Here is a 13,707-nt window from a genome sequence, read left to right as displayed (position 1 = left end):
GCAATTTAAGGGAGGTTTTACATTTCTTAATTGTTTAGCAAAGTAAATTCTAGGGGGCATTTATCCAAATAGTAGTAAAAGGATTTTTTTTATCAAGATTTAATAAAGACATCCTTTATTTTTTTAATTATTTGATAACAAATCATAATGATAATTCCCCAAAACAACATGGAGCCGATAGATAATTGTTGGGTGCGAGTAATAATCAAAAATGCTGCAACCAAAAGGGATGCAATATAGGTATTATGATTTTTAAAATTATCAATGATTTTTTGACCGACAATTATTCTATCAACGATAGTAAAGATTAAAAAAGTTTTCACCCACTCTGTCATGAGAAAAACTCCAGTATGCACATAGTCCATCCTAAATCACACTCCTTATAACAATTATAGATTTATAAGTAAAGGTATACAATTCTAATAGAATTATATTATTATAGTATATCATAATCAATATTACAACTATGTATATAAAGAAAAAACTACATAATTTAATAAAAAAACCTTTGATTAGGGATGGTATGTTGATATAAAAGCTAATTTTAAAAGTAGATTAATAAAAAGTGAGAGGATAAAATATGAAAAGGAAAAACTATGAAAAGGATACATTTCTAAATGAAATATATCCACAAAACCCCATAACAGGAAATCTCATCATAGAAATTCTTTTAGAAAAATATATCTATTTATTTAATGAATGGGATAATGCATCCTTTAAAAGAAGAGATTTGGATCCTGACTTAATCTTTTTTTTAGAAGAATGCTCTCTGGAAATACCATTGAAGTACGACATTGAATTGAAAATTGCTGTATCAGAGGATGAAAGGGATCATGACAAAGAGGTCAATATTGTTAAAGGTATTAAACATCAGTATAATCACTATTTAAGGGCTGAAAGAAGATGTTTAAAGGATTTATTTAAAAAAGTATTATTATATGTAGTAACAGCATTTTCTTTGATATTGATAGCCTCAATCCTAGAAAGTGTAATAATAGATTATGAAAGTCCTGTATTCATAACAGTATTAGAAGGCTTCTATGTAGGAGGATGGGTGTTTGCTTGGGAGGCTATATCTAGTTTTTCCTTTCATCGGGGTAAAATAGTTAGGAAGATAAAGGATTATGAAAGGATTTTAAGAGCACCAATGCAGTTTGTGTACATAAAGAAGCAGGGAGAATAGCTGCTAGATGAAATAAAAACTGGAAATGATAGAAGAAACCCTAAAAAACTTTGGTAGAAATCATAAAAAAGAATTGCATAATTAAAAGCTATAGATTGTAATAATAGAAAACGCTATATCATATGAGCCAAGAAGTCCATTGCAAAAGGAGTAGAAGCTATTTTTGTGGCGGACTTTCTTTATGTCTAGAAATTATGATTTTTAATTACCTAGTTCTTTTCAAACCATCAATTTGGCTTTCACCTGTATCAAAATTGAGATTCTTGGCTCACAGTTGATAAATTAATCTTAAATTAGAAAAATGATTTTTCTAGAAAAAACCTTCATATCTTCTCAACATTGATAATATTTAATCTAATATGCAAACGGACGTATTCAACTTTATATACGAAGAATTAGCTTTAGGAACCAAGAATGAAGCAAAAGAACCATTTATGTGTATATCACGTAATGAGGATGAGGTAGCTATCTATCCGCTAGTTTCTGGTGGGTAGACATCCTCACTCACATAAATAGAAGAAACAATAATAATGTAGTTTAATTATTCGACAAATTATAGTAAAATAAACTGATAAGCTAAAAAAATATCAGACTATTCTGAAACGAATTACAATAGTGACTAACAAAAAAATTAAAGGGGGAGATATAGTGGAAAATCCATTAATTAGTGTTTTTGTAACCTCTAACTGGATATTGGGGTTATTGGCTGCCTATATTGTATTAATCCTGTTTTTAGGCTTTAAGTATTCTAGTAAGATTCATGAGTCGGATGACCTGGCACTAGCTGGAAGGAACTTAACACTACCGTTTATGGTGCCATCTATAGTAGCAACATGGATTTGCGCTGGTGCTATTATGGGTGCTGCAGGAGAAGCTTATTTATTTGGTTTGCAAGGTGTTGTTTTTGATCCATTTGGACCTGTTTTGATGATGTTTATAGTGGCGGTTTTCTTTGCTTTTCGCCTCCGTAGAGCTGGTTATAGTACAGTAGTAGACTTTTTTAATAAGAGATATAACCCCAGAATGGGTATGCTGTACATGATTATCCAGGTTATAGCAGCTACTGGCTGGTTAGGTGGACAATTGGTGGCACTAGGGATCATTGTAAATCTAACCACGGGCTTCAATATGACAATAGCTACAGTGATTGCAACCATTGTTGTAACATTAGTTACGTACTTTGGAGGATTATGGGCATTATCAAGAGTAGATGCTATTGGATTTATCTTAATTGTCATGGGATTACTGGTAATGTTCCCAGTAGTAATGGGAGAAGTGGGCGGCTTTAGCAACTTCTTGGCAACTGCCGAGAACTGGGGAGAGCTGCCAACCTTCGCTATCTTTCCTGTAGCCGCTGACGATGGTGGTTACTTATGGTATGCGGGTTTATTGGCAATTATGTATTATATCGCTGCCTGGGCATCTCTAGGTATAGGGGATATTAATAGTCAGGTGTTATTACAAAGAGTATTGGCGGCTAAGGACGAAAAAACAGCCGTTAGAGGCTTTGCCATTAGTGGCGTTTTATACTTAGTTTTAGGTCTAATCCCTGTTTCTATAGGTATTGCTATGTTCACTTACGGGTTAGAACTGCCCCTGGATCAAACTGAGATGGTATTACCATGGGTAGCTGACTATATGATGTCACCTGTGGCGGGAACCATTTTTATTGTAGCTTTAGCAGCAGCTATTATTAGTACTGTGGGAGATAATTGTTTAATTGTTTCTACCCTTATTGGTCATAACCTATATGAACACCTTAAACCAGGTGTTACCAAAAAGGATAAATTGAAAGCAATGAGAATAGCCATCCCCATAGTAGCTATTGTGGCTATGCTGATTGCACTAATGTTTGGTGCTGTTTATAAATTGATTGTATTTAGCGGTGCTGTTTCCTTAGCAACTATTGTTGCACCATATGTGGTTGGCTTCTTCTGGAAAAAAGCCAACAGCAAAGGTGCTATTGCCTCCTTCTTTGGTGGTTTAACAACCTGGGCAGTTTCTTTTGCACTTTTACTTCCCTTTACAAAGGAAGCTAATTTTGAAGAGGAATTGATCGAAGCTGGCGTGGCGATGGATTGGGCGATTTGGGATGCTCTTTATATGGCATTGGTCCCTGCTGCCATTGTAGGCTTTGTATTGATTTTTGCAGTATCCTTAAAAACCCAAAGCTCAGATCCACCAAAACCGTTTGTTAATGCTAAGGGTGAATTAATGGATGATAAACTCTTTTTCTGGTCTAAGGATAAAAAGATAGAAAAAGCATAATAAAATGAGGCTTAAGACTAAAGGTATTTTTATTCCTGATGAAGTGAAGCATAAGTTTCTTTATTTAGTCATAAACTGTCACTGGCTTAAACAATAATCTTAGTAATATATGAGAGAAAGAATTTGCCACCTCTTCTTTAAAATGAAAAGGTGGCAAAGCATTTTATATGCAATAAACAGGGTATACTAGTCAGTAATGAGTAGAAGGAGGGAAAAAAATGAAGTATCGTTTACCTTGGGGAGAGCTATATACAGATGATTTTAGCAAAGCTGATGTCGTTATTTTAGGAATACCCTTTGACAGTGCAGTAAGCAATAGAAAGGGTGCAGCGGAAGCACCTGATAAAATTAGAGAATTGTCTCGAATCTTACCACCAGTTACAGAAGAAGCATTGATACTAAAAGATCTTAAAGTATATGATGATGACAATGTTGAAATCACCTTAGACTGGCAAGAATACTTTAAGGAAGTAGAAGAAAAGGCTGCCAATCTTATAAAAAGTGGAAAATTCTGCATCTTCATAGGGGGAGATCATGCTGTCACTATACCACTAGAAACAGCTTTTGCAAAAGTAAATAAAGGTGAAAAAATAGGAATTATACATTTTGACTCTCATCCTGATATTATTGATACCTATGATGGACATCCATGGTCCCATGCCTGTACCCAGAGAAGGGCTTTGGAATTAGATGCTATACAGCCAGAGGGATTAACTTTTATTGGTCTAAGGTCCTACATGGAGGAAGAGGTAAAGTTCTTTGAAAAACATCCAGAAATCACGATTATAGGTGCAAGGGAGGTATACAAAAAAGGTATAGATTATGTAATTAATACTGTTAAAGAAAAGTATAAAGATTATACGAAAATCTATATTACTTTAGATATAGATGTATTAGATCCAGCCTTTGCCCCTGGAACGGGTACTCCAGAGGCCGGAGGACTTAGTACTAGAGAACTGATAGAGCTGGTAAGGGACATGATTTTATCACTTCCGGTGGAGGCAATGGACATTGTAGAGGTTGCTCCTCCTCTAGATTCCTCTGATATTACTAGTTGGGCAGCACTAAAAACCATATATGAAGTTTTGGGTGCAGTATATGTAAAGAAAAATGAATATGTAAGAATTTTGTAGATGCTTTAAAGAAATAAGAAGAATATTTTGAAAAACAAGTAGCATATTATATACATACTGAAATAGATATGATATAATTTACCTGTTTTTAAATAACAATGGAAAAAAGTATTAAAGGAGGAAGAAAATTGCCAATCATTTTAAACGAGCATCACTCTTCAGGATTTTCTTTAAACTGGACAGTAGATAAAGTTTTATATCAACAGAAATCAGATTTCCAACAGGTAGCCATCGTTGAACTACAAGAGATGGGAAGAGCATTAGTATTAGACAATATTATCCAAGTAACCGTTAAGGATGAATTTGTATATAACGAAATGATCACCCATGTACCATTATTTACCCATCCTGCTCCTGAAAAAGTACTTATTATTGGTGGCGGCGATGGTGGTGCTGCTAGAGAAGCTGCAAAGCATGAAAGCGTAAAACAGGTAGATATGTGTGAAATTGATGAGAAGGTAATAGAGGCCTGCAGAGAGTATTTGCCAGAAACCAGTGTTTCTTATGATCATCCAAAAGTAAATGTAATCACCAAGGATGGTGTTCAATTCATAAAAGATAATCCAAATACATATGATGTCATTATTATAGATTCCTCAGATCCAATAGGTCCTGCTGTAGAGTTATTTGGTAAGGATTTCTATCATAATGTATATAACGCATTGAAGGAAGATGGTATATTTGTATGTCAAAGTGAATCACTATTTCTGCATCAAAACCTAATCAAAAAAGTATACGATACTATAAGTAAGTTATATCCTATTACTAAAGTATATACTGCTACTACGCCTACCTATCCAGGGTTTCTTTGGGGCTATACAATGGGATCCAAGAAGTATGATCCTTATGATAGAATGGATGCTGAAAAACAAGATCTACAGACTAAATATTACAACCATGATATATTTAAAGCTTGCTTTGCATTACCAAATTTCATAAAGGAAGTATTAGAATCTAATAAATAGCAAGTTGAACCCATAAGAAAAGCTAGATCAGAAGTTATTTTGGTCTAGCTTTTACTATATCTAAATATAGTTAATAAAACAGTTATTACAACGAAAAGGTAGGTAAAGGTAAATTTTCAATATCTAGAAGCTATGATAAAGGCAGTTGTACTTATAAAAGTAAAGGTTCAGGAGATGACTGGTAAAAAATTTCAACAGCTACAGCTGAAAATTACTATAATTTTAGTTAAGAATACCATCAAGGATAGGGAGTATCTCTTCTGGATATTGTTAAGGCTTATTTTATTTTGACAATTCAATAATTTTGAAGGAGTTTTTAAGAATATAAAGAAATACTATACTAAAATACAAATTGATTACGATGAAAACAGTGAAAGAGGTGTCTTATATTGTACTATATCGGTGTGGATTTAGGTGGAACCTCCATAAAGGTAGGACTAGTGACAGAATCAGGAAGTATTATCAAAAAAAATAGTGGGGCAACGCCTGTAGAAAAGGGTTATGAAGGGGTAACAAATAAAATAATAGAGTTAATACATAATCTGATGGAGACAACAGAAGTAAAAAAAGAAGACATTAAGGCAGTTGGGGTTGGGGTGCCGGGAGTAGCAAATGAAGAAGGATTTATTTATTTTGCAACAAATCTCTTTTGGAAGAATGTACCGTTTGGAGAAAAGCTACAAGAAGTAACTGGTATGAAGGTATACGTAGAAAATGATGCAACAGTTGCTGCTGTAGCAGAATATACCAATGGGGCCACAGCTGGTACAAAAAACTCTATTTTTTTTACCCTAGGAACTGGCCTAGGGGGTGGGATCATAATAAACAATCAAGTATTCTCTGGTAGTCATGGTATTGGTACAGAAGTGGGGCATGTAATTGTAGGAGACAATTTTTATGATTGCACCTGTGGAAGCAATGGATGCCTAGAGACCTTTGTTTCAGCAACTGCCCTTATAAAACATTGTAAAAGCCTGTTGCAGGATAATAAAGAAAGCATGATTTATCATCGAGTAGAAGGGGACTTAGAAGCTATCAATGCACGTATTATTTTTGACTGCGCACGAGAAGGAGATAGTATTGCAATAAAAACTGTAAATAGAATGATACATTATTTAGCTATCGGCATAGGAAATTTTATTAATATCTTTGATCCTGATGTTATTGCCATAGGAGGTGGCATCTCTGAATCAGGGGATGTTTTCCTAGAGGATTTAAAGGAAGAAGTTAAAAAATATATCTATGTAAAAAGCATGAATATTACAGAAATCAAATTGGCCCAGTTTAAAAATGATGCTGGTATTATTGGTAGTGCTATGTATGCTAAGCTCCAGCTTATTAGATAAACATAGGCGAGTAGGGGGTAAGCTATGAAAAGAAAAATTAATGTAGGAATTGTTGGTTTTGGCCAAGGAGGAAAGGTTTTTCATGCACCTATTATACAAGGAATTGAAGGGCTATCCTTAACAAAAATTGTTGCAAGGAAACAGGAAACCATAGAAGATATCAAAAAAATATATCCTAGTGTGGAGACTGTTTCTGATATCGACAGTCTTTTGCAGGACGAAGAGCTGGAACTTGTGGTGATTGCTACTCCTAATATTACCCATACAGAATTTGCAAAAAAGGCTTTGCTGGCTAATAAGCATGTAGTAGTAGAAAAACCCTTTACAAATACATCCAAAGAGGCAGAGGAATTGATAGAGCTGGCAGAAAAACAGAATAAAATTCTTACAGTAAATCAAAACAGAAGATGGGATAGTGATTTTTTAACGGTTAAAAAAATAATTGAAAATAATTTCTTGGGAAATATTGTAGAATATGAAGCCCATTTCGACAGATTTAGAAATGTAGTAAACAAAGATGATTGGAAAGAAGAAAGCTTGCCAGGGGCAGGTATACTTTATAACTTGGGAAGTCATTTGATTGATCAAGCATTGTGTTTATTCGGGATTCCTAAAGAAATAACAGCTCATGTAGGGATTCAAAGAGAGGAAGCAAAAGTGGAGGACTTCTTTCACGTTATATTGCATTATGAAAAACACAAGGCCGTTCTTAGAGCAGGCATGTTGGTAAGAGAAGCATTACCACACTTTATTGTATTGGGTGACAAAGGTTCCTTTGTAAAGTATGGGATGGACCCACAGGAGGAAGCATTAAAAGCAGGAGAACTCCCTTATAATAATGAACTATGGGGAACAGAATCAGAGGAAATATGGGGCATCCTTAATACAGAAGTATCAGACAGTCATTTTAGAGGAAAGGTAGAAAGTAATAAAGGCGATTATAGAGAGTTGTACAGGAATGTATATAAAGCTATTATTGGAGAAGAAGTATTACAGGTAAAGCCTCAGGAAGCAAGAGATACAATAAAAATTATTGAGCTTGCATTAAAAAGCAACAAAGAGAAGCGTACAATACCCTTCCTTTAATGAATCATCTGTAATTTTTCACAACAAATTATTACTATAACCAACAAAGTGGTATGAATGCTGATAAAAAATAGCATTAAAATACAAAAAAGTATAGAGGAATAGGAGGCTTACCTCCAGTATAAATGAAGTTAAGAGATAAAATGAAATATCATTCATAGACTCAATATGAATAGCATAATCAAGTAGAGGAGATTATTACCGTAATCCACACTACAAATGATAGACCGTCTATCCTAGTTGCTTAAATAAATCAATGACTAAACTAGTGAAAGGACGGTTTCTTTTTTTTAGTAAAGAAATGTTTTGCAGATGCTTTTAACAGGAATAACACTATATTTGTCGAACTATTATAATTACATTTAGATAAAATTTAATGGAGGCAATCCTTAGATATGAAAAAAATAAAAGTGGTTTTTGATTTTATTAATAGAAATATTATTTTTATTTTACTCATCATCATCATCATTAATGGTGCAATTTTATATAAACTATCCCAAAGAGAACAGGGTACTATTTCAATGGTGCCGAGATATCATTTCTACTTTATTGGACAAAACTCAGTGGACCCATTGTGGAAGCAAATTAGACAGGGGATAGAAGCTGCAGCTGAGGACTACAATGTAGTGGTAGAGTTTAATGCACCTCGATTTAATAATCCTGAGGAGGAGCTAAAATATCTAGACATCGCTATTACTTCTAATGTGGATGGTATTATTACCCATGTTTCAAATGGCAGCGGGGTTGTTGAATTGATCAATAAAGCCTATGAAAAGGGAATTCCCCTTGTCACTATTGAAAATGACAGTAAAACCAGTAATCGAAATGCTTTTGTAGGGACCAATAGTTTTATACTGGGCAGGGAAGCAGCGCAGCTAATGATAAAGGCTACTGGTGGAGAAGCTAAAATAGCTATTATCGTAAGCAGTGATTATGAGCTAGATACCTCTAGCCAAAACTTAAAAATCAATGGGTTTTTAAGTCATATTAAAGACTATCCAAATATGAAGGTGGTAGAGATATATACCTCAGAGCTTGGGACAATAAGTGCCGAAGAAATAACACAATCAATCATAAATAATCAACCAGAAGTGGATGCTATTCTGACAACTAATTATGTTGATACCTTAGGGGCTTCTCAAGTTATCGTGGATCATAATAAGGTAGGAGAGATCTCAATTATTGGCTATGGTGATATGGAAAACATTTTAAGATATATTAAAATGAATATCATTTATGGGACAGTTATGAGTGATCCTTATAAAATGGGTTACGAAAGCTTGAAGGCACTTATAGATATCAAGGAAAAGACCAATGTCTCTACCTTTATAGATACAGGAGTAAGAGTCGTTACTCAAAGCAATCTTCACGAATATGAAGAAATCATTGATACTTTTGAATAGATGGTGAAAAAATGGATAAAGGTATTTTTCGTTTTACAGGGATAAGAAAAAAGTTAATTATATATTTCCTAATAACCACATTGATATTAGGGATTACTAGTGTGTTTTCCTACTACAATGCCAGGATAGTCTTGACGGGACTTAAGACAATTATTACTGATTATATTTATCTAAATGATCTAAATAACGATGTTCAGCTGTTAATGACAGAGGTAGAACAATACTTAACCACCAAATCCTCCGATGCCCTGCTAAATTATTACACCATATATAACAGTCTCGAAGAAAAGATTGAGGATATTAACAGGGATCCCTCCTATGATACTGATGATTTAAAGCTAAAAAACATAAGGAATATGGTAGACAACCTTTTGATAGAGACAGACTATGCAGTTAGAGCAAAAAGAGGGAGGATCAGTTCTGAATATATTGCCCATTTTACAAGGTCTATTGAAATAAGTGATCACATTAAGTTTTATATCAATAATCTCTTAGATAATAAGCTGCAGCATGGTTCTGATAAATACGATAACATTACAAAAAATATGACCTTTATAAGTTATATGAATGCTATTCTTATTCTGTTTTCCATTATGTTAAATATTTTCCTTGCAATTCTCTTTACCTATAGATTGACTAAACCAATCATAGAGCTTGCTGATTCAGCTGAGGAAATATCAGAAGGTAACTTTGATATCCAACCAATCAGCATTAAAACCAATGATGAAATTCATGTATTAGCAGGAGCCTTTAATAAGATGGTAGTTAGTATCAAAATCTATATTGATGAGATAAAGAAGCAAGCAGAAGTAGAGACAAGATTAAAACAGCAGGAAATGGAAAATTTTCGGATGAAGAGTCTTTTAAAGGACGCTGAATTAAAATCCTTACAATCTCAGATTAATCCTCATTTCCTTTTTAACACATTAAATGCTGCTACCCAGCTTGCTATGATGGAGGGGGCAGACCAATCATCCGAGTTCATCGAAAGAATTGCAGGGCTTTTTCGGTATAACTTAAGAAAAATGGATGAACCAGTGACATTAGCAGAAGAAATAAACTATGTCAAAGATTATATGTACATCCTGAAAATACGATTTGGAGATAAAATTGAGTTTTTCACAGATATTGATAACAATTTATTAGAAGTAAAGGTTCCCTGTACTATTATACAGCCAATTGTTGAAAACGCTTTCATCCATGGGTTAGAAAATCTTGAAAGAAAGGGAAGAATATACTTAAATCTAAAAGCTGACCAAGATAAAATCTTAGTAGAAGTAATAGATAATGGTATAGGTATGGAGAAAGAAAAAGTGTTTGCCCTCATTTTAACAGAGGACGAAAAACGCACCGCCAACAAGCATGCTACAGGTATAGGTATGCATAATGTTATTGATAGGTTAAGACTTTTTTATAATATTGATGACATAAGAGAGATCATCGAAATAGATAGTAGGGTAGGCAACGGCACCAAGGTTGTATTGAAGATACCTTATGAGGGGAAGGTGTTAGAAAATGGTGAAACTGTTAATTGTTGATGATGAGCATATCGTGATTGAATCATTAAAATTTATCATTGAAAAGCATGTAGAGGGAGTAGAAGTGGTTGGTACAGCAAGATCCGGTAGAGAGGCTATTGAAAAAACACTGAATCTAAAGCCAGATGTAGTCTTTATGGATATCCATATGCCAGGTATTAATGGCATGGATGCTATAAGACATATCCAAGCCTCCCATAAGGATGTATTATTCGTCATCATTACTGCTTATGAATATTTTCAACACGCAAAGGATGCAGTAAACTTAGGGGTATTTGAATATCTACTAAAGCCTCTAAACAAGCACAAAGTAATGAAGACCTTGCAGGATATTCACGAAGTAATTTATCATAAAAGAGAAATTATTAAAAAAGAAATGATGCTGAGGGAAAAAATAGATAAAATTCTTCCTCATGTAGAGGGTCAGTTTATGTATTCTCAATTATTTAACAGTAATATCATAAAAGATATAACCTTTTATGAAGAGATTTTTGGTATGAAGCTAAAAAAAGGCTATGTTATGATGGCAATTCTAGAGGAAATAAAACTAGATAAAAAAGAAGATAACTTAAAAAATAGCTTAGTAAAGCAAAAGTTTTATGATGCCTTTAAAATGGAGTTAAAGAATGCGTGTCCTTGCTTAATGGCACCCCCATTATTAGATAGAGTAGTAGCTTACATACCAGTGGAGGAAGATGCTGATGCATACCAAATAAGAAATGCAGCAATTACTTATGCTAAAAGCATTGCAAAAAGACTTCGTCCAATTGTTAGTATTCCTTATAAAATCGGTATAGGTAAAAGCTATGACATAGATTATTTTTCTCAATCAGCAAATGAGGCTTATATAGCTGTCAGTATATCCAACCAAGACACAGTTATTCACTATGAAGATGTTCAACTACCTTCTTCTTCCATAGATATCTATCCTGCTAGTAAAGAAAAAATGCTAATACATAAGATATTGACAGGTAATATGGAGGAGGCCCTAGGGGTATTTGAGGAAATCTACTGGTGGATGACAGGCCATTATGAAATGGATGTGGATAAGGTAAAGTCTAAGTTAATAGAGTTGTTAATTTTGATACAGCGAAGTATTCCTCAAATAATGAATAGTAGTTCTATAATAGAGGAAAACTACTTATTACAAATTGTAAAGATAAATAGTATGGAGGAATTAAAGCTTAGCTATTCAAATTATTTAAAGACAACCATCTTAAATCTTGAGGACTCAAAGGAAAAAGAGATAAAAGGTCTAATTACAAAAGCAATTAAATATATTGATAAAAACCTGCATAAAAATATTAATCTTAATGATGTAGCTGAAGATATGAATATGAGTTATCATTATTTCAGCCGATTTTTTAAAGAATCTATAGGGAAAAATTTCGTGGATTATTTAACGGATTTAAGGATACAAAAATCCAAAGAAATCCTAAAGGATGTTACTGTAAATATAAAGGAAGTATGCTTTATGGTGGGATACAGTGACCCAAATTATTTCAGTAAAATATTTAAAAAAGTTACAGGAATGACTCCAACAGAATATAGAAATAGTGTATTATCACAAGGGGTGATATAATGCATAGGAAAATAAAAATGAAATCTATTATAGCTATTTTTCTTGCAATCATAGCAGTGGTACTAGTATTTCAAACAGTAGAGCTATTAAAAAACACCCAGACAAAGAATATTCAGCAGAGCATATCAGAGGATGAAATTAAAACCATAAAAATTGGGTTTTCCCTAGGAACATTGAAAGAAGAACGATGGATGAAGGATAGAGATATCCTTATGGCAAAGGTTACGGAACTAGGAGCAGATATTATTGTACTGAATGCCAACAATGATGATCAAGATCAATTGAAGCAGGTAAGGTATTTATTGGAGCAAAATATTGATGTGTTAGTGCTTGTGCCCAATGATCATGGTAAAGCAGCAGCAGCAGTTGGGCTGGCAAAAAGACACGGAGTAAAGGTGATTTCCTACGATAGATTGGTGCTAAACTCTAATGTGGATTTATATATATCCTTTGATAATGAAAGAGTGGGAGAACTGATGGCCCAACATGTATTAGGCAAGATGGCCCATGGAAATCTTTTGATCATCAATGGAGCCACCAGTGATAACAACACCAGGCAAATAAAACAAGGATACAATAGAATACTCGGACAAAAAATAGAGGATGGCAGTATTAATCTTCTAGCTGAGGAATGGGCACCTAATTGGATGAAGGAGTATGCTTTTCAGGTAACGGATGAGATTCTACAGAGAGGTGAAAAAATTGATGCCATTATAGCAGGAAACGATGGCTTAGCGGATGGTGTTATTCAAGCACTAGCCCAATACAGACTGGCAGGACAAACGATTGTGGTAGGACAAGATGCAGACATAGCAGCTACTCAAAGGATTGTAGAGGGTACTCAACTGATGACGGTGTATAAGCCTATAGAAAAATTAGCTGAAGCAACAGCACGAATGGCTATACAATTAGCAAAGGGAGGAGAATTAACAAATATCAGAAACACTATCTATGATGGCACCTATGAAGTTCCATATTATGTCCTGGAACCAATTGCTGTGGATAAAAAAAATATAGATGATACCATTATCAAGGATGGATTTCATAGAATAGATGAAGTTTATAGAAATCTTTCTAAAGATTGATATTACAACAAAAGCGTCGATAGGCGCTTTTTTTTATGGCAAAAAATTACTATCAAAATAAAGAAAAAAAGCAAGAACACAAAATAATAAAGAATAACCTAAAATCCTACAGAGGCAA

11 protein-coding genes are annotated in these 13,707 nt (G+C 33.9%); 10 read left to right on the top strand and 1 reads right to left on the bottom strand.

The features are described from left to right. Nucleotides 1-92: 92 nt before the first annotated feature. A complete protein-coding gene (locus tag BMX10_RS09210) occupies nt 93-365 on the bottom strand; it encodes a hypothetical protein (protein WP_090442799.1) in 273 nt (90 codons plus the stop codon). Nucleotides 366-580: 215 nt separating this feature from the next. On the opposite strand from BMX10_RS09210, the gene BMX10_RS09205 reads away from it, so the two are divergent. From BMX10_RS09205 to BMX10_RS09160, 10 genes are all read left to right on the top strand, one after another. Next, nucleotides 581-1,183, top strand: coding sequence for a hypothetical protein (locus BMX10_RS09205; RefSeq protein WP_090442796.1), 603 nt, complete (start codon nt 581-583; stop codon nt 1,181-1,183). Between the two features lie 648 nt (nt 1,184-1,831). Continuing rightward, nucleotides 1,832-3,451 (top strand): sodium:solute symporter family transporter, encoded by a 1,620-nt coding sequence (locus tag BMX10_RS09200; protein ID WP_090442793.1) that lies wholly within the window; start codon nt 1,832-1,834, stop codon nt 3,449-3,451. 218 nt (nt 3,452-3,669) lie between these two features. Continuing rightward, a complete protein-coding gene (gene speB / locus BMX10_RS09195) occupies nt 3,670-4,584 on the top strand; it encodes an agmatinase (protein ID WP_090442791.1) in 915 nt (304 codons plus the stop codon). 128 nt (nt 4,585-4,712) lie between these two features. Further along, nucleotides 4,713-5,549, top strand: a complete 837-nt coding sequence (gene speE, locus BMX10_RS09190) for a polyamine aminopropyltransferase (protein ID WP_244272685.1) — start codon at nt 4,713-4,715, stop codon at nt 5,547-5,549. Nucleotides 5,550-5,938: 389 nt separating this feature from the next. Beyond that, nucleotides 5,939-6,895, top strand: coding sequence for an ROK family protein (locus tag BMX10_RS09185; protein WP_090442784.1), 957 nt, complete (start codon nt 5,939-5,941; stop codon nt 6,893-6,895). Between the two features lie 24 nt (nt 6,896-6,919). Continuing rightward, a complete protein-coding gene (locus BMX10_RS09180) occupies nt 6,920-7,981 on the top strand; it encodes an oxidoreductase (RefSeq protein WP_090442781.1) in 1,062 nt (353 codons plus the stop codon). 395 nt (nt 7,982-8,376) lie between these two features. Then, the gene (locus BMX10_RS09175) at nt 8,377-9,384 is read left to right on the top strand and encodes a sugar-binding protein (RefSeq protein ID WP_090442779.1); all 1,008 of its coding nucleotides are present in this window, start codon (nt 8,377-8,379) and stop codon (nt 9,382-9,384) included. Between the two features lie 11 nt (nt 9,385-9,395). Then, on the top strand, nt 9,396-10,922 hold the full coding sequence (locus tag BMX10_RS09170; RefSeq protein ID WP_090442776.1) for a sensor histidine kinase: 1,527 nt from the start codon (nt 9,396-9,398) through the stop codon (nt 10,920-10,922). Continuing rightward, nucleotides 10,900-12,504 (top strand): response regulator transcription factor, encoded by a 1,605-nt coding sequence (locus BMX10_RS09165; RefSeq protein WP_090442772.1) that lies wholly within the window; start codon nt 10,900-10,902, stop codon nt 12,502-12,504. The genes BMX10_RS09170 and BMX10_RS09165 overlap by 23 nt, the downstream gene beginning before the upstream one ends. Further along, nucleotides 12,504-13,589: a sugar ABC transporter substrate-binding protein gene (locus BMX10_RS09160; protein ID WP_090442769.1), complete on the top strand. Its 1,086-nt coding sequence runs from the start codon at nt 12,504-12,506 to the stop codon at nt 13,587-13,589. The genes BMX10_RS09165 and BMX10_RS09160 overlap by 1 nt, the downstream gene beginning before the upstream one ends. The last annotated feature ends 118 nt before the right edge of the window (nt 13,590-13,707 follow it).

It is taken from the genome of Natronincola peptidivorans (assembly GCF_900111615.1).
GTDB classification, from domain to species: domain Bacteria; phylum Bacillota; class Clostridia; order Peptostreptococcales; family Natronincolaceae; genus Natronincola_A; species Natronincola_A peptidivorans.
Note: the sequence above shows the minus strand (reverse complement) of the source record. Positions and strands in the feature narration are given on the sequence as shown.

What these genes read in the sequence shown, in the direction of transcription:
- BMX10_RS09210 (WP_090442799.1), bottom strand. Translation starts at nt 365, where the DNA reads ATGGACTATGTGCATACTGGAGTTTTTCTCATGACAGAGTGGGTGAAA.
- BMX10_RS09205 (WP_090442796.1), top strand. Translation starts at nt 581, where the DNA reads ATGAAAAGGAAAAACTATGAAAAGGATACATTTCTAAATGAAATATAT.
- speB (WP_090442791.1), top strand. Translation starts at nt 3,670, where the DNA reads ATGAAGTATCGTTTACCTTGGGGAGAGCTATATACAGATGATTTTAGC.
- BMX10_RS09180 (WP_090442781.1), top strand. Translation starts at nt 6,920, where the DNA reads ATGAAAAGAAAAATTAATGTAGGAATTGTTGGTTTTGGCCAAGGAGGA.
- BMX10_RS09175 (WP_090442779.1), top strand. Translation starts at nt 8,377, where the DNA reads ATGAAAAAAATAAAAGTGGTTTTTGATTTTATTAATAGAAATATTATT.
- BMX10_RS09170 (WP_090442776.1), top strand. Translation starts at nt 9,396, where the DNA reads ATGGATAAAGGTATTTTTCGTTTTACAGGGATAAGAAAAAAGTTAATT.
- BMX10_RS09165 (WP_090442772.1), top strand. Translation starts at nt 10,900, where the DNA reads ATGGTGAAACTGTTAATTGTTGATGATGAGCATATCGTGATTGAATCA.
- BMX10_RS09160 (WP_090442769.1), top strand. Translation starts at nt 12,504, where the DNA reads ATGCATAGGAAAATAAAAATGAAATCTATTATAGCTATTTTTCTTGCA.